The sequence below is a fragment of the Streptomyces sp. NPDC036815 genome, assembly GCF_055609205.1.
This window is the reverse complement of record NZ_JBVJPW010000015.1, coordinates 75,838-100,289: the sequence shown is the minus strand read 5'-3', so window position 1 is coordinate 100,289 and position 24,452 is coordinate 75,838. Positions and strand designations below refer to the sequence as shown.

General features: G+C 71.8%; 23 protein-coding genes. 18 read left to right on the top strand and 5 right to left on the bottom strand.

The window, feature by feature from the left end:
• Window positions 1-31: 31 nt before the first annotated feature.
• Window positions 32-1,744, bottom strand: a complete 1,713-nt coding sequence (locus tag ACZ69I_RS27055; protein WP_470835192.1) for a bifunctional 3'-5' exonuclease/DNA polymerase — start codon at window positions 1,742-1,744, stop codon at window positions 32-34.
• 104 nt (window positions 1,745-1,848) lie between these two features.
• Between ACZ69I_RS27055 and ACZ69I_RS27050 the strand changes: the two genes are divergently transcribed.
• The 3 genes from ACZ69I_RS27050 (at window position 1,849) to ACZ69I_RS27040 (ending at window position 6,584) form a co-directional block, all read left to right on the top strand.
• Entirely contained in the window at window positions 1,849-2,691 is an 843-nt protein-coding gene (locus ACZ69I_RS27050; protein WP_467674078.1) for a nitrilase-related carbon-nitrogen hydrolase, read from the top strand.
• A gap of 119 nt (window positions 2,692-2,810) precedes the next feature.
• Window positions 2,811-3,956 carry a DUF2786 domain-containing protein gene (locus tag ACZ69I_RS27045; RefSeq protein WP_470835191.1) on the top strand — a complete coding sequence of 382 codons (1,146 nt, stop codon included), beginning with the start codon at window positions 2,811-2,813 and terminating at the stop codon, window positions 3,954-3,956.
• A gap of 117 nt (window positions 3,957-4,073) precedes the next feature.
• A complete protein-coding gene (locus tag ACZ69I_RS27040; protein ID WP_470835190.1) occupies window positions 4,074-6,584 on the top strand; it encodes an FUSC family protein in 2,511 nt (836 codons plus the stop codon).
• Between the two features lie 43 nt (window positions 6,585-6,627).
• Here the strand turns inward: ACZ69I_RS27040 and ACZ69I_RS27035 are convergent, their stop codons facing one another.
• The gene (locus tag ACZ69I_RS27035; RefSeq protein WP_467674072.1) at window positions 6,628-7,134 is read right to left on the bottom strand and encodes a hypothetical protein; all 507 of its coding nucleotides are present in this window, start codon (window positions 7,132-7,134) and stop codon (window positions 6,628-6,630) included.
• A 207-nt stretch (window positions 7,135-7,341) separates the two neighbouring features.
• On the opposite strand from ACZ69I_RS27035, the gene rpmG reads away from it, so the two are divergent.
• The 4 genes from rpmG to ACZ69I_RS27015 all read left to right on the top strand — a co-directional run bounded on the left by rpmG (window position 7,342) and on the right by ACZ69I_RS27015 (window position 9,622).
• Complete coding sequence (gene rpmG / locus ACZ69I_RS27030) at window positions 7,342-7,506, top strand: 50S ribosomal protein L33 (RefSeq protein WP_052836384.1); 165 nt, start codon at window positions 7,342-7,344, stop codon at window positions 7,504-7,506.
• 5 nt (window positions 7,507-7,511) lie between these two features.
• The gene (locus tag ACZ69I_RS27025; RefSeq protein ID WP_467674070.1) at window positions 7,512-7,766 is read left to right on the top strand and encodes a type B 50S ribosomal protein L31; all 255 of its coding nucleotides are present in this window, start codon (window positions 7,512-7,514) and stop codon (window positions 7,764-7,766) included.
• Between the two features lie 71 nt (window positions 7,767-7,837).
• The gene (locus ACZ69I_RS27020) at window positions 7,838-9,061 is read left to right on the top strand and encodes a CobW family GTP-binding protein (RefSeq protein ID WP_470835187.1); all 1,224 of its coding nucleotides are present in this window, start codon (window positions 7,838-7,840) and stop codon (window positions 9,059-9,061) included.
• A gap of 321 nt (window positions 9,062-9,382) precedes the next feature.
• Window positions 9,383-9,622: a DUF397 domain-containing protein gene (locus tag ACZ69I_RS27015; protein ID WP_361725630.1), complete on the top strand. Its 240-nt coding sequence runs from the start codon at window positions 9,383-9,385 to the stop codon at window positions 9,620-9,622.
• Window positions 9,623-9,791: 169 nt separating this feature from the next.
• Here ACZ69I_RS27015 and ACZ69I_RS27010 read toward each other — a convergent pair whose 3' ends face one another.
• Window positions 9,792-10,280 carry an ATP-binding protein gene (locus tag ACZ69I_RS27010; RefSeq protein ID WP_467674065.1) on the bottom strand — a complete coding sequence of 163 codons (489 nt, stop codon included), beginning with the start codon at window positions 10,278-10,280 and terminating at the stop codon, window positions 9,792-9,794.
• 298 nt (window positions 10,281-10,578) lie between these two features.
• Here ACZ69I_RS27010 and ACZ69I_RS27005 point away from each other — a divergent pair, with 298 nt between their 5' ends.
• From ACZ69I_RS27005 to ACZ69I_RS26975, 7 genes are all read left to right on the top strand, one after another.
• Window positions 10,579-11,442: a helix-turn-helix domain-containing protein gene (locus tag ACZ69I_RS27005; protein ID WP_467674819.1), complete on the top strand. Its 864-nt coding sequence runs from the start codon at window positions 10,579-10,581 to the stop codon at window positions 11,440-11,442.
• 75 nt (window positions 11,443-11,517) lie between these two features.
• Complete coding sequence (locus ACZ69I_RS27000) at window positions 11,518-12,975, top strand: aldehyde dehydrogenase family protein (protein WP_470835186.1); 1,458 nt, start codon at window positions 11,518-11,520, stop codon at window positions 12,973-12,975.
• Between the two features lie 111 nt (window positions 12,976-13,086).
• Complete coding sequence (locus ACZ69I_RS26995) at window positions 13,087-13,821, top strand: S1 family peptidase (protein ID WP_467674061.1); 735 nt, start codon at window positions 13,087-13,089, stop codon at window positions 13,819-13,821.
• Between the two features lie 132 nt (window positions 13,822-13,953).
• Window positions 13,954-14,502, top strand: a complete 549-nt coding sequence (locus ACZ69I_RS26990; protein ID WP_470835184.1) for a DinB family protein — start codon at window positions 13,954-13,956, stop codon at window positions 14,500-14,502.
• Window positions 14,503-14,573: 71 nt separating this feature from the next.
• Window positions 14,574-15,215, top strand: coding sequence for a PadR family transcriptional regulator (locus tag ACZ69I_RS26985; protein ID WP_470835183.1), 642 nt, complete (start codon window positions 14,574-14,576; stop codon window positions 15,213-15,215).
• Between the two features lie 87 nt (window positions 15,216-15,302).
• Window positions 15,303-16,061, top strand: coding sequence for a MerR family transcriptional regulator (locus ACZ69I_RS26980; protein WP_467674054.1), 759 nt, complete (start codon window positions 15,303-15,305; stop codon window positions 16,059-16,061).
• Window positions 16,062-16,201: 140 nt separating this feature from the next.
• A complete protein-coding gene (locus ACZ69I_RS26975) occupies window positions 16,202-16,879 on the top strand; it encodes a DedA family protein (protein WP_467674052.1) in 678 nt (225 codons plus the stop codon).
• Between the two features lie 22 nt (window positions 16,880-16,901).
• Here the strand turns inward: ACZ69I_RS26975 and ACZ69I_RS26970 are convergent, their stop codons facing one another.
• Both ACZ69I_RS26970 and ACZ69I_RS26965 read right to left on the bottom strand, forming a co-directional pair.
• Window positions 16,902-18,575, bottom strand: coding sequence for a threonine/serine exporter family protein (locus tag ACZ69I_RS26970; protein ID WP_467674050.1), 1,674 nt, complete (start codon window positions 18,573-18,575; stop codon window positions 16,902-16,904).
• Window positions 18,576-18,694: 119 nt separating this feature from the next.
• Window positions 18,695-19,186 carry an inorganic diphosphatase gene (locus tag ACZ69I_RS26965; RefSeq protein WP_055568469.1) on the bottom strand — a complete coding sequence of 164 codons (492 nt, stop codon included), beginning with the start codon at window positions 19,184-19,186 and terminating at the stop codon, window positions 18,695-18,697.
• Window positions 19,187-19,310: 124 nt separating this feature from the next.
• Between ACZ69I_RS26965 and dacB the strand changes: the two genes are divergently transcribed.
• The 4 genes from dacB (at window position 19,311) to hpt (ending at window position 24,277) form a co-directional block, all read left to right on the top strand.
• On the top strand, window positions 19,311-20,816 hold the full coding sequence (gene dacB / locus ACZ69I_RS26960) for a D-alanyl-D-alanine carboxypeptidase/D-alanyl-D-alanine endopeptidase (protein ID WP_470835182.1): 1,506 nt from the start codon (window positions 19,311-19,313) through the stop codon (window positions 20,814-20,816).
• A 447-nt stretch (window positions 20,817-21,263) separates the two neighbouring features.
• Entirely contained in the window at window positions 21,264-22,391 is a 1,128-nt protein-coding gene (locus ACZ69I_RS26955; protein ID WP_470835181.1) for a zinc-dependent metalloprotease, read from the top strand.
• A gap of 233 nt (window positions 22,392-22,624) precedes the next feature.
• Window positions 22,625-23,662, top strand: coding sequence for a tRNA lysidine(34) synthetase TilS (gene tilS, locus ACZ69I_RS26950; RefSeq protein WP_470835180.1), 1,038 nt, complete (start codon window positions 22,625-22,627; stop codon window positions 23,660-23,662).
• A 54-nt stretch (window positions 23,663-23,716) separates the two neighbouring features.
• On the top strand, window positions 23,717-24,277 hold the full coding sequence (gene hpt / locus ACZ69I_RS26945; RefSeq protein WP_150175769.1) for a hypoxanthine phosphoribosyltransferase: 561 nt from the start codon (window positions 23,717-23,719) through the stop codon (window positions 24,275-24,277).
• The last annotated feature ends 175 nt before the right edge of the window (window positions 24,278-24,452 follow it).

Here is a 24,452-nt window from a genome sequence, read left to right as displayed (position 1 = left end):
CCGCCGCCCCCCCCCGCGACGCGGGAGGCTCCTACTTCGCGTCGGCGTAGCACTCCACGACGGCCGTGGTGAACGGGAACCGGACCGGCGTCTCCCCGAAGGCGATCCGGCCCGCGAGGTCCCCCGCCTCCCGCACCGCGCGCGCCACCGTCTCCGCCTCGTCGGCAGGGCAGTGCACGATGACCTCGTCGTGCTGGAAGAACACGAGCTCGGCCCGCAGCCCGCCCTCCGCGATCGCCCGCCGCAACGCCGCCAGCATCAGCAGCGCCCAGTCGGCCGCGCTGCCCTGCACCACGAAGTTGCGCGTGAAACGGCCTCGCGCGCGGGCGTTGGACGAGGCGTAACCGGGCGTGAACTCGTCCTCGGCCACGGCGCGTTCGGCACCGCCTTCCTGGGGGATGCCCGCCTCGTCCTGGTCCCCCGCCCCCGCCGCCGGGGGACTCGTGCGGCCCAGCCAGGTCCGTACGAGCCGGCCCTCCTCGCCCGCCTTCGCCGCGTCGTCGACGTACGCGACGGCCAGCGGGAAGCGGCGGCGCAGCGCGGCCAGGTTCTTCAGGCCGTCGCCCGACGTCTGGCCGTACACGGCGCCGAGCAGCGCGAGCTTCGCGTGCTCGCGGTCACCGGAGAACGCGCGGTCGGACAGCCGGGTGTAGAGGTCCTCCTCGCTCCCCGCCACCTCCATCAGGCCCCGGTCGCGGGAGATCGCGGCCAGCACCCTTGGCTCCATCTGGTCGGCGTCGGCGACGACGAGCCGCCAGCCGGGGTCGGCGACGACGGCCCTGCGGATCACCTTGGGGATCTGCAGCGCGCCACCGCCGTTGGTCGTCCAGCGGCCGCTGACCGAGCCGCCCGGCGTGTACTCGGGGCGGAAGCGGCCGTCGCGCACCCAGTCCTGGAGCCAGCTCCAGCCGTGCGCCGTCCAGATCCGGTACAGCTTCTTGTACTCGATGAAGGGCTTCACCGCCGGGTGGTCGATCCCCTCGATCTCCCAGCGCCGCGTCGACTTCACCCTGATGCCCGCCTGCGCGAAGGCCTTCACGACGTCGGCGGCCAGGTCCGGCCGGACGCGGCGGCCGAACGCGGCGGAGACGTCGTCGGCCAGTTCGGCCAGGCGGCGGGGCTCGCCACCGCCCCCGTACCGCTCGCCGAGCAGTTCGGTCAGCAGGTCGCGGTGGACGTCGGCGCGCCAGGGCAGGCCCGAGGCGTTCATCTCGGCGGCCACCAGCATGCCCGCGGACTCGGACGCGGTGAGCAGGCGCATGCGGGCGGGGCGGTCGGTGGCGTCGTGCCGCCGCTGCTGCTCGGCGTGGACCTCGACGAGGTCCGCCAGGGACACGTCGACGCCGCCGGGGCGGGGTTCGAAGAGGCCGAAGAGGGAGTCCTGCGCGCCGGGTTCGGCGGCGCGGGGCGGCGGGTCGGGCGGTACGGGGGCGTCGCGCAGGCGGGCGAGCGCGGCCGCGGCGGAGCGGGGCTCGCCGAGACGGCCCTCGTGGCCGAGCAGGAGCAGCTCGGCGGCCTCGATGTCGTAGCAGCGCTCCACGCGGACGCCCGCGGCGAGCAGGCGCGGATAGATGTCGGCGGTGGACCGCCAGACCCACCGGGTCACCGCCGGGCGCTTGCGGACGGCCTCGGCGAGGTCGGGCTCCCGGACGGCGGGTCCGGCGGGCCGCCCGTCGTCCCCGAGGGGGACGAGCTCGGCGCCACGGCCCTCACCGGCCCGGATGATCCACCGCCCACTCTCCATGCCCCGGAGTCTCGCACCGACCACTGACATCGCCCGGCGGGCGCGCACCCACGGTCGGGCGCGCCCGACGTGCACCACCGCACCCGCACTGCGAGGCTCACCCCATGCGCGTGGCACTGGCACAGACCGACTGCGCCCTGGGCGAGGTCGGGCAGAACCTGGAAACCGCACGGGAACAGGTCACCCTCGCGGCCACCCAGGGCGCAGACCTCGTCGTCTTCCCGGAGCTGAGCCTGCACGGGTATCACCTGGGCGGCCTGGAGAAGGACTCGTCGATCACCACCGACGACCCGGGGCTGCTCGCCCTGACGGAGCCGGGCGGCCCCGACGTGCTCGTCGGCTTCCACGAGCACACGAGCCTGCGGGCGTACAACACGGCGGCGTACTTCTCGCGGGGCCGGCTGCTGCACGTCCACCGGAAGCTGTACCTGCCCAATTACCTGGCGTGGGAGGAGCGCAAGCACGTCAGCCCCGGCCAGCACCTGCGCGCGTACGACCTGCCGGACGGGCTCGGCCGCGCGGCCACCCTCATCTGCAACGACGCGTGGCAGCCCGTGCTGCCCTGGCTCGCCGTGCAGGACGGCGCCGAGGTCATCCTCGTACCGACCAACAGCGCGGCGAGCCTGGACCCGGAGGCCATGGACACCGGCCTGTACTGGGACACGCTGCTCTCGTACACCGCCCGCATGCTGCAGTGCTGGGTCGTCTTCGTGAACCGGGTCGGCAACGAGAACGGCGCCTCGTTCTGGGGCGGCTCCCGCGTCGTCGACCCGCGCGGAACGGTCGTCGCGCAGGCGCCGAAGTGGGAGCCGGGCCTGGTGACGGTCGACATCGACGTGCACGAGGCCCGTCGGCAGCGTCGCGCCGTGCCGCTGGTCGCGGAGGCGCGGCTCGGCATGGTCGACCGCGAGGTGCGGCGGCTCATCGACGAGGGCGGCGACAGCTGAGGGGTGCCGTCGCCACGGTCCCGAACTGGCGCAGGAGTTCGATATCCACAGCCTGTGGACGAGCGGGCAGCGACCGGTCCGCCCCGTGCCCCCGCACCGCGCCCCCTACCCTTGTCCCCATGGATTCGGTGATCGACAGAGCGTTCGCGGCGGCGCTGTACAGCGGCGGCGACGACGGTCTCGACACCGGCGCCTCCCTCCTGGCCGCGGCCCCCGAGACCGACGCCGAACTGCGCCGACGCGGCGAGGAGTACTTGAGCCGCGCCTGGCGGAACGGCTGGCAGCCCGCCGACGTGATCCGCCTGGTCCGCCGCGATCTGGATGACCCGCACGTGCGCCTGGCCGCGGCCCTGATCCACGCCGAGACCGGCCGTTACGCCCACCTGCCGCCGCGCTGGCCGGCCCAGCTCGCGGACCTCGGGCCCACCGCGGAGCCCGCCCGCGACCGCTTCACCCGCGCCACCACCCACCTCCAGCTCTACCGCCTGCTCCTGCGCCTCCCCCCGCTCGAACCGGTGGGCCCGCCCCCGGGCGAGACCCTCCCGGGCCCGGCCGAGGGCGAGCCCCGCACGCTCACCCGCATCCGCGCGCTCCTCGCCAAGGCCGAGGCGACCGGCTATCCGGAGGAGGCCGAGGCGCTCACCGCCAAGGCCCAGGAGCTGATGGCCCGGCACTCCCTCGACGAGGCGCTGCTCGCCGCCCGTACGCACGCGAAGGACACTCCCGGGGCGTGCCGCATCGGCGTGGACGCCCCGTACGAGACGGCGAAGGCGATCCTCCTGGACGCCGTCGCCGCCGCGAACCACTGCCGCGCGGTGTGGAACGAGGCGTACGGCTTCTCGACCGTCGTCGGTTTCGAATCCGACCTGGAGTCGGTCGAGCTCCTCCACACCTCCCTGCTCGTGCAGGGCACGGCGGCGATGACCAAGGCGGAGGCGGGCCAGCGCGCCGCGGGCCGCAAGCGCACGAAGACGTTCCGGCAGGCCTTCCTGATGGCGTACGCGCACCGGATCGGCGGGCGCCTCGCCGAGGCGGGCGAGCACGCGGTGACGGAGGCGGCGCGGGAGGCGAAGAGCGCGGCCGACCTGCTCCCCGTCCTGGCCGCCCGCGACGTGGCCGTCACCGGCCACACCGAGCGGATGTTCCCCGAGACGACCACGACCCGGGTGCGGGGCGTCACGGACGGCGAAGGCTGGGCGCACGGCACGGCGGCCGCGGACCGCGCCCATGTGGCCCCGCGCGGCCGGGGCCCGGCGCTGCCCTGAAGGAACGCCTGCCGCCGCCGGGCCGCGCGTGGCCACCCGGCGGTGGCACCGAACGTGACATGAACCGGCGTCCGCCCCACTCTCCGTGTTGCCCCATATGCCCCGTATCATCACAGAGTGACCTGGCTCCGCGCGCTGAAAGAGACAGCTCGCTCGGGTCTGACCGTCGAGCGCAAACGTCTGGAACCCCTGGTCGCCCTGCGCGGCGCCGCCGGCCTGGCGATCATCATCGGCGTCAGCCTCAGCCTCTTCGGCCCCGCGGTGGCGGCCAGCTCCGCGTTCGGCGCGTTCCAGGCGGCCATCGCCACGTTCCAGCGCAGTTGGCGCCCCCGTCCCGAGCTCGCCCTGGCCTCCGGCACGAGCCTCGCCGTCTCCACCTTCCTCGGCTACCTCACCGGCTCCCACCTGCTCCTCTTCCTCGCCCTCCTCTGCCTCTGGACCTTCCTGGCGGGGCTGAGCTGGGCGGCGGGCCCGACGGTCGGCATCATCGCGTCGTCCAACGTCGCGATCATGCTGGTGACGGTCACGATCCCCACGTCGGCCGCCGCGGCGGCGGGCCACGCGGCGATGATGATCGTCGGTGGCTGCGTACAGGCGGCGCTGGTGATCCTCTTTCCGGTACGCAGGTGGGGCGCCCACCGGGACGCCCTGGCCGACGCGCTCGCGGCCGAGGCGGACTACGCCCGCAGGCTCCGCCACGACCCGGTGGCCCCCTTCGACCCCGAGCCCCTGATGGCGGCGCGCGACGCGGCGACGATCACCCCGCGCCAGGCCCGCACGCGCCCCGCCGAACTGCACGGCGCGCGGGGCATCGCCGAACGCATCCGCCCGGTCCTCGCCTCCCTGGCGGACCCGGCGGTCGGCGTGCCGCCGGAGGGCAAGGAGCGGGACAGGGTGCGCGAGCTGCTGGCCGCGGCGGGCTCGGTCCTGGACGCCGCGGCCCGCGCGATCCGCCACGGCGACCCGGTCAAGATCCCCCCGGCGGCGCTGGCCGCGCTGCGGACCCCGGACACGGGGGCGATCCTGACGGGTCCGGCGTACCGGGCGGCGGTGCGTCTGGGGGCGCTCCTGAGGGACGTACTGGAAACGGCGGGCAACACGCAGAACACCCCGACGCACGACACGGCGACGCTCACGGTCCCCGCGACGGGGGAGGGGGAGCGATCTGCTGCGAGGGAGGCGGGGCGGTCTGTCGCGCGGGAGGTCGAGCGGCCTTCGTCGCCGGAGCCGGGGACGCCGTCGGAGACCGGGTCGGCCGCCTCGTCCGAGCCCGAGCGGTCCACGTCGGCGGAGCCCGAGCGGTCCACGTCGGCGGAGGCCGAGCGGTCCACGTCGGCGGAGGCCGAGCGGTCCACGTCGGCGGAGGCCGAGCCGAGTCTTCAGCCGAAGCCCGAGCCGGGCCTTCCGTCCAAGCCCGAGCCGGGCCTCCCGCCCAAGCCCGAGCCCACATCCGAGTCGGGCCCCCCACCCCCATCCGAACCCCCCGTCCCCCTCCTCCGCCCCACCCTCTTCGCCCTGCTCCCCGCCGCCCTGCGGGCCATCCGCGCCGACTTCCGGCACGATTCGCCCGTCACCCGGCACGCGATCCGGGTCACCGCCGTGGCCGCCGCGGGGTACCTGCTCGGCACCTGGCTCCCGTTCGGGCACGGCTACTGGGCCCCCATGGCCTCGGTCATGGTGATGCGCCCGGACTTCTCGCAGACGTACTCCCGTGCCGTGGCCCGCTTCGGCGGCACGCTCGTCGGCGTCGCGCTGGCCACGGGGCTGGTCCAGCTGGCCCACCCCGGCACGGGGCTCTCCGCCGCGCTCGCCGTGCTCTGCGCGGGGATGATGTACCTGCTGATGCGCACCGGCCAGGTCGCGGCGCAGGCCTGCGTGGCCGCGTACGTCGTGTTCCTGCTCGGGATGGGCGGCCAGCAGTGGACGCAGACCGTCCCCGAGCGGGTCGTCCTGACCCTGCTCGGCGGCGTCCTCGCGATGATCGCGTACGCGGTGTACCCCGCCTGGGAGACCCCGCGCCTGCGCACCCGCCTCGCCGACTGGCTGATCGCGGACGGCCGTTACGCCGCCGCGGTCGTCGACCACTACGCGCACCCGGCGGGCAAGGCCTGCCCCGACGTACGGGAGGCCCTGCTCGCCGCCCGCGACGCCCGGGTCGCCTGGCAGGACGCGGGCAACCGGGCCAAGAACGAGCCGGTGCGCCACCGCGGCCTGTCCCGCGCGGCCGCCGCCGACGCGGAGCAGGCGCTCGCCCAACTGGGCCGCGTCGCCATGCTGATGGAGGCACACCTGCCGGACCGCGGCGACACCCCCGTACCCGCCGCGGCCCGCCTCGCCGAGGCGCTGCGCAAGGCGACGGAACAGGGCGCGAAGGCGGTGCGCGAACGCCGCGTGCCCAAGTGGGACGCGGTCCGCACGGCACTGGCGGAGTGGGACGGAGAGGGCGTCCCCGACCGGGTGGTCCGCCGGGGAGCGGGCCTGCTCCTGGAGACCCTCGACGAACTGTCCGACGCCCTGGACACCGCGCCCCCGCCGATGCTGGTGGACGGCTCGGCCACGGCACGGCCGACGGCGGCGGCCCCGGACGCCGACGGGCCGCGGAACCCGGACGGTCCCGCGGCCCGCTGAGGCGTCACGCCGGGGCGCACCACGTCACATCAGGACTGGGGCGTCAGGACTGCGGCATGCCAGCCGTCGGCAGCCCGTCGGGCAGCTTGCCGCCCTTGGTCTTCAGGAACTCGTCCGTGCCGGCCCCCTCCCAGGCGACCTTCAGCGACGTGTCGTCGACGGACTCGACCCGCCCCTTCGTGCGGTCCGAGTCGCCCTTCGGGCACGTCAGGTCGATCGTCCGCGTGCCCGCCTTCTCGCCCGCGCTGCCGCTGCACAGCACGTCCTCGCCGAGCAGCGTCGCCGTCCTGCCGCTGACGGCGAGGGCGAGCGGCTTGCCGCCGGCCGTGGCGACCCACGTGCCTTCGAGGCTCCCGGCCTTGCCACCGGAGCCGCCGGACCCACCGGTCGTTGCCTCGTCGTCGGACTCGGATCCGGACCCGCCGGAGGAGCTCGCACCGGCCGCGCCGCGGTCCTTCTTGCCGCCGCCCGAGTCCCCGTCGCCGTCGCCGTCACTGCTGCAACCGGTCAGCACGAGCGCGGCGGCCAGACCGGCCACCGCGGCACCCATACGGACACTACGGACGTACGTACGCACTTGAAGTCCCCCTCATGAAACTGACGTTGCCGCCGTTGCCGGTGTGATCGTCCGGCCGGATCGCGCGCCAAGCTACCAGCAGGACGTGCGCCCGCCGCTTGTCGTACGAGGTGACGCACCTCTCGGTGGACGGGCCGGGAGCCCTATTGAAAACGGGAGTCATTTTCATATACTGGCTCCATGGCCCGCAACGAACTCCGCCCCGTCATCAAGCTCCGCTCCACGGCGGGGACCGGCTACACGTACGTGACCCGCAAGAACCGCCGCAACGACCCCGACCGACTCACGCTGCGCAAGTACGACCCGATGGCTGGACGCCACGTCGACTTCCGAGAGGAGCGCTGACCGACATGCGCAAGGACATCCACCCCCAGTACGGACCCGTCGTCTTCCGCGACAAGGCCGCAGGCTTCGTCTTCCTCACCCGCTCCACGCTCTCCTCCGCGACCGGTGCGAAGACGGTCGAGTGGGAGGACGGCCGCACGTATCCGGTCGTCGACGTCGAGGTCTCGTCGGCAAGCCACCCCTTCTACACGGGCACGGCACGCGTGATGGACACGGCGGGCCGCGTCGAACGCTTCGAGCGCCGCTTCGGCAAGCGCTGATGGCAGGCACGGACCGGCCCCGTCCCCGCCGGGACGGGGCGACCCCCCGCGGCGACGGTGAGCCGCGTCGCATGGACGTCGTGATCGTCGGTGGTCTCCACGCGGCCGCCCGCAAGGCCGCCGTCGACGAGCTCCTCGCCCGCGTCCCCGGCGGCGTCGCCCTCCACCACGACCTGTCGGCCGCCGTGCGGGGGACCGTCGTCCGTACGGTCCGCGACGCCACCGGCGTGCTCTCCACCGGCGAGGTGCCGCTGGTCGGCGACTGCGCGTGCTGCGCGCTCCGCGAGGACCTGGTGCCCGAGTTGCACCGCCTCGCGGACGCGGGCCTCACCCGGCTCGCGGTCGTCGAGCTGTGGGACTCGGTCGAGCCGAAGGCGATGGCCGAGGTGGTCGCCGCGCACGCCGTTGACCACCTCGTGCTCAGCGGTGTGGTCACGGCGGTCGACCCCGCCCTCCTCCTGCCCTGCCTCGGCAACGGCGACGACCTGATGGACGCGGGGCTCGCCGCCGCCCCCACCGACCGGCGCACCGTCGCCGACACCTGGGCGCGCCAGCTGGAGTACGCGCGCGTGCTCGCCGTCGCGGACTCGGCGGAGGCCGACGACGAGGACCGCGCACTGCTCACCCAGCTCCACCCGACGGCCCACCGGGTCGCCATCGGAGACCCGGGGGCAGGTGCAGGCGCAGGCGCAGGGACAGGCACCGCCAACGGCACCGGCACCGGCACCGGCACCGCCAACGGCACCGGCACAGGCACCGGCAGGCGCGGCCTGGCCGCAGCCGCGCTGGCGGGCTTCGACGTGCGGGCGGCCGCCGCGGCCCAGCATCCCGCCTGCGCACTCCTTCCGGCCGAGGCCGACGAGCACGGAGTCGCCACCCTCGTGTGGCGCGCGGAGCGGCCCTTCCACCCGGAGCGCCTCTTCGCCGCCCTGGAGGAGCTGACCTGCGCGGCCGTGCGCAGTCGGGGCCGTTTCTGGCTGGCGGACCATCCGGACACGCTGCTCGCGTGGGACGCGGCGGGCGGCGCGCTCTGCGTCGAGAGCGCCGGACCGTGGCTGGCCTCGCTGCCGGACGCCGCATGGGAGTCGGTGCCCGCGGTGCGCCGCGTGGCCGCCGCCGTCGAGTGGCACCCGGAGCACGGCGACCGCCGCACCCACCTGGTGTTCACCTCACCGGGCCTGGACCGTGACGGGCTCGAACGGCTGCTGGGCTCCTGTCTGTTGACCGACGAGGAGTACGCCGCCGGGCGCAGCGCCTGGAAGCGCCTGCCCGCCGCCTTCGACGCCTACCTGTAGACCGATCCGGCCAACCTTTCCGGAGGAGCAATTATTTGAATCCTGGAACAGAAAGGGGCCGGGCTGCGTCTCTTCCAGGAGCGAGAAGGGTTCTACCCGGGAGAACCGGCCCGATCGGCGGTGCGGAACTTCGGGGGCGGGGCCCGGCGTTCGTAGGGCAGGTGGGGCGAGGGGCATGTACTGACAGGCCTGTAACCAAGACAACACCCCGCGTGCACGTGCATCTGCCCATGCATCGGCATGTGAACACAGCTATGATCCGGGACAGTTGACCACTGCATCTAGAGCCACTCATGGCACTGCACCACCGGGGAGCGACCTGTGCACCACGCGTTTAACGGCATGGCGGCCACGGAGCTTCACGGGGTGGTCTGGCAGAAGAGCAGGCACAGCAACTCGCAGGGCTCGTGCGTGGAGTTCGCGAAGTTGCCGGGCGGCGATGTCGCCGTGCGCAACTCGCGGTTCCCGGACGGCCCGGCGCTCGTCTACACGCGAGCGGAGATCGAGGCGATGCTCCTCGGCATGAAGGACGGGGAGTTCGACCACCTGGCGGGCGGCTGACCCGACCGGTGAGCCGGTGGGCGATCCCAGCCGGTGAACGATCCGATCGGTGAATGACCGAGCCAGTGAATGACCGAGCCGTGAACGATGACCCGGCAGCCGCCGTCCGGCCGGGTACGGGTCGAGGGCGCCGCCCCCCGCGCCCCGTGTCGCGGGGCTGAACGGCGCCTCAACCCAGGCGGAACAGCGCCCAGACCACCTTGCCGCGCAACGCGCCGGCGAGCGGGTGCCATCCCCAGCTGTCGCTGAAGGAGTCCACGAGGAACAGACCCCGGCCCGACTCCGCGGAGAAGTCGTCGTCGGTGTCGCGTGCGACGGGACTGTCGTCGCTGGGGTCGCGCACCGCGCACACCAGACGGGACGCCCAGTGCATCAGGTGCAGCCGCACGGGCGGCTCCTCCTGATCGCGCGGGGTGTCCGCGGGCAGTGCGTGGCGCAGCGCGTTGGTGACGAGTTCGGAGACGACCAGCGCGATGTCGTCGAACCTCTCGTCGAGATCCCACGTGCCCAGCGTCGTGCGGGTGAACTGCCGTGCGCTGCCCACCGCTTCGTAGCGGGCGGGGAGGGCGACGGAGGCCGCGTCGGAGACGGCCGAGGGGTCGATGGGAGGCAGCCCCTGCCGTAACGGCTCGAGCATGGTCGATCCATTCGTCCCCATGCGAGGCACTCCCCGGTTTCGCGGTACGTAGCGATGGAGCGGTGGCGCGGTCGGTCGCCGATGGTGCGTACAGCGGTGGCGCGCGGACCATGGTTCCGAATGCGTACAGCAGATGCAAGGGCAGATGCACGTGCACGCGCCGGACTTGGTCGATACCGTGCTACTTCTCGCCCATTTCTTCCTCCGACTTCTTCTGGAGCACTTTCGGGGCCTTTCCATTTCTGTAACCGGACGTGTACGGCCCGGAGCGTTTAATGGCAGACTGCTGGCTTCCAGTCGATGGGGAGGATTGAGCGAAGTGACCGCAGGGGAGTCGAGTGGCTCGGTGGTACGGCGCATCCTGCTGGGCTCACAGCTGAGGCGGCTCAGGGAGTCGCGCGGCATCACCCGTGAAGCGGCCGGATACTCGATCCGCGCCTCCGAATCGAAGATCAGCCGCATGGAGTTGGGACGGGTGAGCTTCAAGTCCAGGGACGTAGAGGACCTCCTGACGCTCTACGGCGTCACGGACGAGGCCGAGCGGAGCGCGCTCCTCTCGCTCGCCAAAGAGGCCAACCTCACCGGCTGGTGGCACAGTTACTCCGACGTCCTGCCCGGGTGGTTCCAGACGTACATCGGCCTCGAGGGCGCCGCGTCCCTCATCCGCGTGTACGAAGTCCAGTTCGTCAACGGCCTGTTGCAGACCGAGGCGTACGCGCACGCGGTCGTCGCCCGCGGCATGAAGGGCGCGAGCCGGGGCGAGATCGAACGGCGCGTGGCACTGCGGCTGGAGCGCCAGAAGCTCCTCATCTCCGAACACGCCCCCCGCTTCCACTGCGTCCTGGACGAGGCCGCGCTCCGACGCCCGTACGGCGACCGGGAAGTGATGAGGGGTCAGATCCAGCACCTCATCGAGATCTCCGAACGCCCGAACGTCACGCTCCAGGTGATGCCGTTCAGCTTCGGCGGGCACGCGGGCGAGAGCGGCGCCTTCACGATGCTGAGCTTCCCCGAGTCCGACCTCTCCGACGTCGTGTACGTGGAGCAGCTCACCGGCGCGCTCTACCTCGACAAGGCGGAGGAGGTCGCCCAGTACGAGCGGGTGGTGGCGCAGTTGCAGAAGGACAGCCCCGACGCCGTGGGCAGCAGAGATCTTCTGCGTGGTCTACTCCAACTCACCTGAAACATAAGTACTATGACGTGAGATCAGGTTTCTGCTTCCGTTTGCGTCCGTCTGCCGCGGCAAGGGGTCCGTCTCATGTCCTTCTTCACTGACCTGGCTCATCAGTACATCGACGGGGAGTGGAAGGCCGGGTCGGGTTCCTGGGACATCATCGACTTCAATCCGTACGACGGGGAGAAGCTGGCGTCCATCACGGTGGCCACCGCCGACGAGATCGACCAGGCCTACCGCGCGGCCGAGCGCGCGCAGCGTGCCTGGGCCGAGACCAATCCGTACGCCAGGCGCGCCGTCTTCGAGCGCGCCCTGCGGATCGTCGAGGAGCGCGAGGAGGAGATCACCGAGGCGATCATCGCCGAGCTGGGCGGCACCCGGCTCAAGGCCGCCTTCGAGATCCACCTCACCAAGGAGTTCCTGCGCGAGGCCGTGCACCTCTCGCTGAGCGCCGAGGGGCGGATCTTGCCGTCGCCGGACGACGGCAAGGAGAACCGCCTCTACCGCGTCCCGGTGGGCGTGGTCGGTGTCATCAGCCCCTTCAACTTCCCCTTCCTGCTGTCGATCAAGTCGGTCGCCCCGGCCCTCGCCCTGGGCAACGGCGTCGTCCTCAAGCCGCACCAGAACGCGCCCATCCTCGGCGGCGCCCTGGTGGCCAAGGTCTTCGAGGACGCGGGCCTGCCGGGCGGGCTCCTGAACGTCGTCATCACCGACATAGCCGAGATAGGCGACGCGCTCATCGAGCACCCGGTGCCGAGCGTCATCTCCTTCACCGGCTCGGACGCCGTCGGCCGTCATGTCGCCACGGTCTGTGCCGCGAACTTCAAGCGGTCCATCCTCGAACTGGGGGGCAACAGCGCCCTGATCGTCCTGGACGACGCCGACATCGACTACGCCGTGGACGCGGCGGTCTTCAGCCGTTTCGTGCACCAGGGCCAGGTCTGCATGGCCGCCAACCGCATCCTCGTGGACCGCTCCGTGCAGGCCGAGTTCACCGAGAAGTTCGTCGCCAAGGTCGCGACGCTGAAGGTGGGCGACCCGGGCGACCCGGCCACCCACATCGGCCCGCTCATCAACTCCTCCCAGGCGGAGGCCGTGACGTCGCTCGTCGAGCAGACGGTCGGCGCCGGCGCGACGGCGCTGCTGCACGGCCGCACCGAGGGCAACCTGGTGGCCCCCTCGGTCCTGACCGACCTGCCGGCCGACTCCCCGGTCCTCGACCAGGAGATCTTCGGCCCCGTGGCGCTCGTCCTGCCCTTCGACGGCGAGGAGGAGGCGGTCCGCATCGCCAACGACTCCCGCTACGGCCTGAGCGGCGCCCTGCACACCGGCGACATCGAGCGCGGCGTGCGGCTCGCGAAGCGCATCAACACCGGGATGATCCACATCAACGACGGCACGGTGCACGACGAGCCGATCGTGCCGTTCGGCGGCGAGAAGCACTCGGGCGTCGGCCGGTTGAACGGCGACTCGACGGTGGACGCCTTCACCACACAGAAGTGGATCTCCGTGCAGCACGGCAGGTCGCGCTTCCCGTTCTGAACGTCTCGGGCGCGGTCGGCCCGTTCTCGTGGTGCTCGTGCGGAACGCTTTTGCTCAAAGGGGTCTCTCAGTAGCTGTACGGCTGTACCCCCCTGAGAGGAGTTGTTCCGCATGGTGCGTCGCGTTCGCGTACTGCTGCTGACCGTCCTGGCGTTGGTCGCGGGCTCGGTGATGGCGTCCGCGCCGGCCTCCGCCGTCATCGGCGGCTCGAAGAGCACCTACGGCCCCTGGGCGGTACGGATGCTTGTGGACGGCAAACCGGCGTGCACCGGGACGGCGGTCTCCCGCCAGTGGATCCTCACCGCCTCGCACTGCTTCTACGAGCAGGCGCAGCCGGTCGCCGACAAGCGGATCTCCTTCCGCGTGGGCCATCTCGACATGCGCAGGGGCACCACCGTCCGCCCCCTGCGCGGCAAGCGCGTGGGCAGCGCGCACGCCGACATGATGCTCGTCAAGGTCGCGCCGATGAACGTCCGTGTCGCCCGCCTGTCCACGGTCGGCGTCCACCGCGGCCAGGCCGTGCGGCAGTACGGGTGGGGCGCCACCTGCACCACGGACGAGAGCGCCTGCCAGTCGCCCGTCCTCAAGCAGTCGGACCTGAAGGTCGTACGGCCGAACGACCCCCGGTGCGCGGGCCGCACCGCGCCGGGCGGCCCCGACTTCTGCATGAAGAAGGTGTCCGGGATTCCCGCCGGGGGCGACTCCGGCGGCCCCGTGATGACCGTCGGTCCGCGGGGCACCGAGACCCTCATCGGCGTCTTCAACGGCTCCGACCGCGAGAAGGGCGCAGAGGCCGGAGAGGTCTCCCAGCAGCTCACCTGGATCCGCTCGGTCATCCGCCGATAGCGCCGGAGCCGACACCTCGAACCCACGGAGCCTTGCGGACAGAACCTGACCGCAAGGCTCCGTAGCGTTCGAGGTGTCGGGAAGCCCGGCGGAACGGAGCCCGCGGCAGCGGGCCGGAGAGAGGCGGACACCATGGTCACCCACGTCAGCGCGGAATCCCACGGCGACGAGCGCGGCGCCCTCATCGCCTTCGTGGAGGCCCAGCGCGGCGGCCTGCGCCGCTCGGTGCTCGGACTGACCGGCGAGCAGGCGAACGCCCGCCCCAGCGCCAGCGAGCTGACCCTCGGCGGACTCGTGAAGCACGTCGCCGAGGTCGAGCTCAACTGGCTGCGCATGGCCCAGCAGAAGCCGAACGAGCGCGCCCGCACGCAGGAGACCTGGGGCGAGGGCTTCCGGCTCGTGGAGGGCGAGACGGTCGCCGGGATCCTGGCGTTCTGGGACGAGGTCGCCCGCGAGACCGAGGAGTTCATCCGCGAGGTGCCGAGCCTCGACGACACGTTCCCGCTGCCGCCCGCGCCGTGGTTCCCGAAGGACGGCGTGGTGTCCATGCGCTGGATGATGCTGCACCTCGTCGAGGAGATCGCCCGGCACGCGGGCCACGCCGACATCGTCCGCGAGTCCCTGGACGGCAGGACGGCCTTCGAGCTGGTCGCCCTGGAGCGGGGCGAGTCCTGGAACTGACCGCGCCGGGAGCGGAATGGGCCGTACCCTAGTCAAAGTTGATGACTGGGGTACTCAGGAAGGCGCGGTACATGTCAGCGATCCGGCTGCTCGTTCTCGGGGCCGTGCGCCAGCACGGCCGCGCCCACGGCTACCAGGTCCGCAACGACCTGGAGTACTGGGGCGCCCACGAGTGGTCCAACGCCAAGCCGGGGTCGATCTACCACGCGCTGAAGCAGCTGGCCAAGCAGGACTTCCTGTACGCGCACGAGATCGCGCCGTCCACCGCGGGCGGCCCGCCCCGCACCGAGTACGAGATCACGGAGAAGGGCACCGAGGAGTACTTCACGCTGCTCCGCGGCGCCCTCGCCACGTACGACCAGCGGCCCGACATGCTCACCTCGGCCCTGGGCTTCATCGTCGACCTGCCGCGCGCCGAGGCGCTCTCGCTCCTCGCGGAGCGGGTGCGTGCCATCGAGGCCTGGCGCAGGTCCGTCACGGAGTACTACACGCCCGCCGAAGGCCCCGGGCAGCTCGGCCACATCGGCGAGATCATGAACTACTGGGTGCACGCGGCCGACGGCGGCATGGAGTGGGCGCGGGGCCTGATGGAGCGGATCGAGGGCGGCGCCTACACCTTCGCCGGCGAGGGCGAGCCGTTCGTCGGCGTACTGCCCGAGGGCGAGGAGAACCCGTACGGCAAGGGCGAGCCGCACGCGGAGGACCACCACTGACGCGCTCCGCCCGGGTGGCGGGCTTGCACCTCACGCGACGTGAGGACGCAGGCTGATCCGCGTACCGCAAGAAGAAGGGCGGAAGCGATGAGCTACTCCGTGGGACAGGTCGCCGGATTCGCCGGAGTGACGGTGCGCACGCTGCACCACTACGACGAGATCGGCCTGCTCGTGCCCGGCGAGCGCAGCCACGCGGGTCACCGGCGCTACGGCGACGCCGACCTCGACCGGCTGCAGCAGATCCTGTTCTACCGGGAGCTCGGCTTCCCCCTCGACGAGGTGTCGGCCCTCCTGGACGACCCGGACACCGATCCGCGGGAGCACCTGCGCCGCCAGCACGGGCTGCTGACCGCGCGGATCCGCAGGCTCCAGGAGATGGCCGCCGCCGTCGAGACCGCCATGGAGGCGAAGAAGATGGGCATCAACCTCACGCCCGAGGAGAAGTTCGAGGTCTTCGGGGACCACGACCCCGACCAGTACGCGCAGGAGGTCGAGCGGCGCTGGGGCGACACCGAGGCCTACCGGGAGTCGCAGCGCAGGTCCGCCTCGTACACCAAGGACGACTGGAAGCGGATCAACGAAGAGCTCGACGCGGTGCACGCGCGCGTGGGCGACCTGCTGGCCCAGGGCGTCGACGCCGGATCGGAGAAGGCCATGGACGCCGCGGAGGAGCACCGCCGCTTCATCTCGGCGAACCACTACGAGTGCTCGCACGAGCTGCACGCCTGCCTCGGCGAGATGTACGTGAGCGACGAGCGCTTCACGGCCTACTACGAGGCCATGCGGCCCGGTCTCGCCGTCTACCTGCGGGATGCGATCCTGGCGAACGCGGCGCGCAACGGCTGACGCACCGGGCTTTGTCCCAGTTGTCGCACGATGCGCCCTGAGAAGGACCGTGGAACCCGGTGCCGCCGCCCGGCGTTGATAACTTTGGGCGGCTGCACCCCGCCGCCGCACCGCCCCCTCACCCTCAGGAGCCCGGAACCGTGACGACGCTTGCGCTCGGACCAAGCTGGCTGGATCCGGATTATCTGCTGAACCAGTTCGGCATCTGGGGCCTGCTTCTGATCGTTTTCGCGGAGTCGGGGCTGCTCATCGGCTTCTTCCTGCCGGGCGACTCGCTGCTGTTCACCACGGGCCTGCTGATCACCACGCACAAGCTGGACTTCCCGCTCTGGCTCGCGGTGCTGCTGATCTGCGTGGCCGCGATCCTGGGCGACCAGGCGGGCTACCTCTTCGGCAAGAAGGTCGGCCCTTCGCTCTTCAACCGCCCGGACTCCAAGCTCTTCAAGCAGGAGAACGTGGTCAAGGCCCACGAGTTCTTCGAGAAGTACGGGCCCAAGTCCCTGGTCCTGGCCCGCTTCGTGCCGATCGTGCGTACGTTCACGCCGATCATCGCCGGAGTCTCCGGGATGCGGTACCGCTCGTTCATCACGTTCAACGTCATCGGCGGCGTCCTGTGGGGCGCGGGCGTCACGCTGCTCGGCTCGTGGCTGGGCAACATCGAGTTCGTCCACAAGAACATCGAAGCGATCCTCATCCTGATCGTCCTCGTCTCGGTGGTGCCGATCGCCATCGAGTTCCTGCGGGCGCGCAGCAAGTCCAAGAAGGCGGCGGCGGCCGCGGGCGGCCCGTCCCTGCGGGGCCGCCACGCGAAGCGGTAGGGGCCCTTCTGGCCCCTCGGGGTCAGAAGCCCCTGGTCCGCTTCGCCGCGCGGCGGTTCGCCGCGGACGCGGCGCCCGGCACCTTCAGGATCAGCCGGGAGACCTCGCTCCCCAGGTTCACGCCGATCGCGATGGCAAGGGCCGTCGCGACGGCCTTGGTGAGCGAGTTGATGCCGGTGTTCAGATCGTTCTGCGCCAGGGCGAGCAGCCCGAAGTACGTCGCGCTACCGGGCAGCAGCGGACCGATCGCGGCTGTCACGTACGGCAGTGAGGACGCGAACCGGTAGCGCGAGAAGAGCTGCCCGAACAGGCCCACGAGACCGGCCGCGACAGCCGTCGCGGCGACCGGCGAGAGCTCCAGCGGGGTCTGCGCGAGGGCGCCGAACATCACCCAGGCGATGCCGCCGTTGAGGGTCACCATCAGCACGGTGTTACGTTCCTGCTGAAGCAGGATGGCGAAGGCCAGACTCAGCGCCATCGACGCCAGGATCTGGATGATCGGCCGCGACGAGGTCACGCCGAACTTCGTCTCCGGGGTCAGATTGGTCGCGTCGAGCATCACGCCGAGCGACAGCACGAGCAGCACGCCGCAGACGATGCCCACGATGAGGTACATGACCTCCAGGAGGCGGGCCGCCGCGGTGATGTAGTAGCCGGTGAGGCCGTCCTGTACGCCCGCCACCAGCGCTCGCCCCGGGATCAGCGCGAAGAGCCCACCGGTGATCACCGCCGAGGCCATTGACGCCTCGGTGTGCACGAAGCTGAGCGCCACGCCCATTCCGGCGGGCGGCATCGCGGCGCCCACGAACTGGTAGAACTCCGGCAGCCCGCGCCCCGCGCACAGCCACGCGAGCCGGTCGCCGAGCATCGCGCCCACAGCGGCCACCAGGAACACCAGGGCGCCACCGCCCACCAGCACGGACGCGGAGCCCGCGAGCAGCCCGCTGGCGGCCGTGAGCGCCCATCCGGGGTAGGGGTGACGGTTACGCCGAATGCCCGCGAGACGCCGGTAGGCCTCCTCCAGGGAGACGTCCAGGTCCGGATCGCTGATGTCGTCCACCAGGTGGAAGACGGCCGCGAGGCGGGTGTAGTCGGTGCCGCGGCGGCGCACGGTCCTGGAGGCCGTGACGGGGTCGTCCACCAGGGAGGGCTGGTGCGAGATCGACAGGAGCGTGAACGTCACGTTCGGCTCGCAGCGGTCGAGGCCGTAACTGCGGCAGACGGCGAACATCGCCGCCTCCACGTCCTCGGCGCCCTCGCCCCCCGCGAGCAGCAGCTCGCCGATACGCAGCGTCAGGTCGAGCACGCGCGGCACGGCGGGGCCGGTCTCGTCCTCCTGCTTCTGTGCCGCTTCCGGGGCGGGCCGCTCGGCGACCGGCATGCGCAGCATCGTGCGCATCTGGTCCTGCCAGGGCACTTCCTTGGTGAGCCGCACCAGCGGTATGCCCTGCGCGGGCGTGAAGGCCTGCGGGGCGTTGCGGGCGCTGTAGGTGTGCGGCGTGGTGAACGCCGACTTCTCGGTCTCCTGGGTCGTCGAGGCCGGCGTCGCGAGCCCGGTGGGAAGAGCGAACTCGGACGTGGTCTGGGACTCGTCCTCAACTGCCGGCGCCTGCGCCGCCACCCCGGTGGGCTGCACGAAGGCACTGCGGGCCTCGTCCGACTGAGGCTTTCGGTCCTCGGTCTCCTGCTCGGCCACTGACGCCCTCACTTCTCATATGACTCGTACGCACCCTCCGTATGGCCAGTATGGGCACAGATACACGAACGGGCCGCGTGACCCCCGGGGGTCACGCGGCCCGTACGGGGCGGGGTGGCTCAGTGGCCGCCCTCGTCCTTGAAGCGCTTGTAGGAACGCTCGATCTCGGCCTCGGCGTCCGTACGGCCGACCCAGTCGGCGCCCTCGACGGACTTGCCGGGCTCCAGGTCCTTGTAGACCTCGAAGAAGTGCTGGATCTCCAGGCGGTCGAACTCGGAGACGTGGTGGATGTCGCGCAGGTGCTCCACGCGCGGGTCCGACGCCGGGACGCAGAGCAGCTTGTCGTCGCCGCCCGCCTCGTCGGTCATCCGGAACATGCCGATCGCACGGCACTTGATGAGGCAGCCCGGGAAGGTCGGCTCGTCCAGGATGACGAGGGCGTCCAGCGGGTCACCGTCCTCACCGAGGGTGTTCTCGACGAAACCGTAGTCCGCGGGGTAGCTGGTCGACGTGAAGAGGCGACGGTCCAGACGGATCCGGCCGGTCTCGTGGTCCACCTCGTACTTGTTCCGCGAACCCTTCGGAATCTCGATGGTGACGTCGAACTCCACGGGTGGCTCCTCCATGATCAGCACATACTTCGGGTGATTAAGTGTCCCTCACGCAGATGTGTGATCGCGAAAGGGGCTGGTCGTCGTGCCGGAGCTCAAGCCTTGGCAGCGGCCTCGACAGCTTTTGAGACAGCTGACAAAGCCTTCCGCCACCAAGCTCACCGGGTTCTCCGGGAAGCTCAGGACTTGGCAGCTCACGGCTGGTGCCGCCGCCTTCGGCCTGGTCATCGCGGCCGGAGCGGTGGCCGCGGCCGGCCCCTGGGACTCCTCCGGTCAGCGTACGGCGGAGCGGGACCGGGCCGCTTCCCAGGAGGCCGGGGGTGGCGCAGATCACGCGGGTCGGGGGCCCGAGGGCGCGCCCGAAGCGGCTCCGAGCGCGCCTTCCGTGCTCGCCGGCCTCGGCGCGCCCGCGGGGGTGGCGCCCGCGCCGACGGACTCCGCGATGGCCGAGGTGCTCGATCCGCTCCTGAAGGATCCGGCGCTCGGGCCCGAACGGTCGGCCGTCGTCCTGGACGTGGCCTCCGGCAAGCGGGTCTACGGCAAGGGCGCGGGCGACGGCCTCACGCCCGCGTCGACGGTCAAGATCGCCACGGCGGTCGCGGCGCTCTCCGCGGCGGGCCCGGACCACCGCATCACGACGAAGACCCTGATCGAACCCGTCTCCGGAGTCTCCTCCGGCGCACCGGACGTCGTCCTGGTCGGCGGCGGCGACCCCACGCTCACCGCGCGCAAGCACGGCCGGTACACCGACACCGCCGCGAGCCTGCGCACCCTCGCCGAGGACACGGCCCGCACCCTGAAGAGCCGCCACATCGACGAGGTGAAGCTCTCGTACGACACGTCGCTGTACTCCGGACCCGGGCTGCACCCCATCGGGCCCAACGAGAACATCACGCCGGTCAGCGCCCTGATGGCCGACGAGGGACGGCTCGACGACTCCTCCAGCGGGCCCGCCCCGCGCGCGGCGGACCCGGCGGGCGACGCGGCGAAGAAGTTCGCGGGCTTCCTGAAGGACGAGGGCATCAAGACCGAGCCGGACCCGGGCGCCGCCGAGGCGTCGGACCGCGCCGAATCCCTCGCCAAGGTCGAGTCGCCGCCCCTGTCCGCCCTCGTCGAGCGGATGCTGACCCACAGCGACAACGACATCGCCGAGGCGCTTGCCCGCCAGGCGGCCCTCGCCACGAAGGAACCGGCGAGCTTCGAAGGCGGCGGCAAGGCGGTCCGCGCCCAGCTGGAGAAGCTCGACCTGCCGCTCTCCGGCACGACCTTCGCCGACGGCAGCGGCCTGGACCGGGCCGACCGGATCTCCGCCGAACTCCTGGCGGCCCTCCTCGACCGCGCCGCCGACCCGGCCCACCCCGCACTGCGCTCCGTGGTGACGGGCCTGCCGGTGGCGGGCTTCACCGGCACGCTCGTCGACCGCTACCCCAAGGACTCGCCGGGCACGGGCCTCGTACGCGCCAAGACCGGCACGCTGACGGGCGTGAACAGCCTCGCGGGCACGGTGGTGGACGCGGACGGCCGCCTCCTGGTCTTCGCCTTCATGACCACAGGCACGACCGACCCCACGGCGGCCCAGGCGGCCCTGGACCACATGGCCTCAACAGTGGCGAACTGCGGCTGCCGCTGACGCCCAGGGACGCGGGGAACGGCGCGCCAAGCCACACACGCCCCGCACCCAAGAATCAGCCCGAGCTCCCCAGGGGTGCGAGGAACGGCGCGCCCAGCCACACACGGCCCGCAGGCAAGAAACAGCCCGAGCTCCCCAGGGGCGCGAGGAACTGCGCGCCAAGCCACACACGGCCCGCAGGCAAGAAACAGCCCGAGCTCCCCCAGGGGCGCGGGGAACTGCGCGCCCAGCCACATAAAACTCGCACCCGAGAGTCAGCCCGAGCTCCCCCAGGGGCGCGGGGAACGGCGCGCCAAGCCACACACGGCCCGCACCCAAGACACCCGAGAGCAACCGCCACCCCCCACCACCCCCCCCACCCCTCCCGACCCCCTAGGGGGCAACGCCCGGGACAACGCAGGGGTGCAAGCCCCTCCAAGAGAGGGAGCAACCACGTACCGTTGACGCATGACGAGCATCGGTGGTGCGGAGATGGTCGACTGGAACCTCGCGGTGGCGACCGCGACCCGGCTCGTGAGGCCGGGTCCAGAAGTGAGCCGCGACGAGGCGCGAGCCGTCGTCGCCGAGCTGCGCCGGCACGCCAAGTCCTCGGAGGAGCACGTCCGTTCCTTCACGGGGATGGGTACGGCGGAGACCCACGACACCCCGGTCCTCGTGGTCGACAGGGCCGGCTGGATCCGGGCCAACGTGGAGGGCTTCCGGGAGCTCCTCAAGCCCCTCCTGGACAAGATGCAGGACCGCCGCGGCGGCGCGGGAGGCGCCGTCCTCGGCGCGGTCGGCGGCAAGGTGACCGGCGTGGAGCTGGGCATGCTCCTGTCCTTCCTCGCCTCGCGCGTCCTCGGGCAGTACGAGACCTTCGCCCCGGCCACCCGCGACCTCCCCGCGAGCGCGGAAGGCGGCGGCAGGCTCCTCCTCGTCGCGCCGAACATCGTGCACGTGGAGCGCGAGCTGGACGTGGACCCGCACGACTTCCGGCTCTGGGTCTGCCTGCACGAGGAGACGCACCGCACCCAGTTCACCGCCGTCCCCTGGCTGCGCGACCACCTCCAGGGGGAGATCCAGTCGTTCCTCGGGGAGACCGAGGTCGACCCGATGACGTTCCTGGAGCGCATCAGGGAGGCCGTCCAGTCGCTCGCGGGCGGCCGGAGCGAGGCCGAGGGCGACGAGTCCGCCGATGGCGGCCGTTCCCTCGTGGAGCTGGTGCAGACCCCCGCTCAGCGCGAGATCCTCGCCCGGCTGACCGCCGTGATGTCCCTCCTGGAGGGCCACGCGGACTACGTGATGGACGGCGTGGGCCCGGAGGTCGTGCCGTCCGTGGGCGAGATCCGCGAGAAGTTCAAGGAGCGGCGGGCGCGCGGCGCGAGCCGCCTCGACCAGGCCCTGCGCAAGCTCCTCGGCCTCGACGCGAAATTGCGCCAGTACCGCGACGGCGAGCGCTTCGTGCGCGCGGTCGTCGACGAGGTCGGCATGGGCGGCTTCAACCGCGTGTGGACCTCCCCGAACACGCTGCCCACCAAGGCGGAGATCGCCAAACCGGCGGACTGGGTCGCACGGGTGCACCGTAAGGGAGACTGACATACCGGATGCGGCCGATGGCAGGAGAACGCCCCCGCAATCACCCGTCCGAGGGACCGTAGGCGAGGGGTAGGCGTGCAATGCTCGGGGAACGGCTCGGCTCTGTCACCATCGACACACTCTGAGTGACCGAACTCGCGGGAAAGAAGGACCCCACTGGGTCCGGACGCCCCGAGTGTGTCCTGAGTGACTGGTCCGAGGCTCACCCCCGAACTTCATGAAGGGAACCGGACATGGGTCCCCATCCTGCGGTCGCGGCGATACGCCTGGCGGTCCGCCGCGTACTCCACGACGTACTGACCGACGTACAGCGCAGCACCGAGAACGACCCGCCCCACCCCCCGCACGAGCAGGCCCCGCCGCCGCTCGTGCTCGTCGCGTGCTCCGGCGGCGCCGACTCCATGGCGCTCGCCTCCGCACTCGCCTTCGAAGCCCCCAAGCTCGGCATCCGCGCCGGCGGTGTCACGGTGGACCACGGCCTCCAGCCCGGGTCCGAGCTGCGCGCCGCCGAGGTCGTGGTGCGCCTGACCGCGCTCGGCCTCGACCCGGTCGAGTCCCGCACGGTGCGCGTCGGCCGGGACGGCGGCCCCGAAGCCGCCGCCCGCGACGCTCGCTACGCAGCCCTGGATGCCGCCGCCGAACGGCATTCAGCAGTCGCCGTGCTGCTCGGCCACACCCGTGACGACCAGGCGGAGACCGTGCTGCTCGGCCTCGCCCGCGGCTCCGGGATCCGCTCCCTGTCCGGGATGGCCGAGACCTCGGGGGTCGCCGGCCGTTACCGCCGCCCCTTCCTGCAGATCGACCGGCAGACCGCCCGCAAGGCGTGCATGGTCCAGTCGCTGCCCGTCTGGGACGACCCGCACAACGCCGATCCGGCGTACACCCGGTCCCGCCTGCGCCACGAGGGCCTGCCCGCTCTGGAGAAGGCGCTCGGCAAGGGCGTCGTCGAGGCGCTCGCCCGCACGGCCCAACTGTCCCGGGACGACGCCGACGCCCTCGACTCGTGGGCGGCCCAGGCCGAGACGACCGTGCGCGACGCCACGGGCCTCCTGGAGTGCGCCAAGCTCTACGCGCTGCCGCCCGCCGTGCGGCGCCGCATCGTGCGCCGGGCCGCCATCGAGGCGGGCGCGCCCGCCGGCGCGCTGTTCGCCCGGCACATCGAGGAAGTGGACCGTCTGATCACCGGCTGGCGCGGCCAGGGAGCCATCAACCTCCCGGGCAAAGTCGTGGCTCAGCGGCAGGGTGGCAGACTGGTGATCCGGCAAGGCTGACGAGAGCCCCGTGTTCGTTGCGGGCCCTGTCGGCCGGTGGGACGACCGAAAGTGATGCGGGTGGACGCGAAAGACATGGGCACCGACCTCCAGTCGGTGCTCATCACCAAGGAAGAGATCGACGCGAAGCTGGCTGAGCTGGCCGCGAAGATCGACGCGGAGTACGCGGGCAAGGACCTGCTGATCGTCGGCGTCCTCAAGGGCGCGGTGATGGTCATGGCGGACCTGGCGCGGGCGCTGTCCACCCCCGTCACGATGGACTGGATGGCCGTGTCGTCGTACGGCGCGGGCACCCAGTCGTCCGGCGTCGTGCGGATCCTCAAGGACCTGGACACCGACATCAAGGGCAAGCACGTCCTGATCGTCGAGGACATCATCGACTCCGGCCTGACGCTGTCGTGGCTGCTCTCGAACCTCGGCTCGCGCGAGCCCGCCTCCCTGGAGGTGTGCACGCTGCTGCGCAAGCCCGAGGCGGCGAAGGTCGCGATCGACGTGAAGTGGATCGGCTTCGACATCCCGAACGAGTTCGTCGTGGGGTACGGCCTCGACTTCGCCGAGAAGTACCGCAACCTGCCGTTCGTCGGAACGCTCGCGCCGCACGTCTACGGCGGCTGACGTTCCGTAGCGCCGCGTACGACGTCGGGGAACCCTCACCCGTTTCCCGCCGTTGAAGCATGCGAAGGCGGTATTGCCAGCAGTCCCAGGCATCTTCGGGTCACAATGCTGGGGTACCGTCCGAAGAACAGTCTTTATCAAACTCACTATGGCAGGAGGGACGGGGCGTCATCGC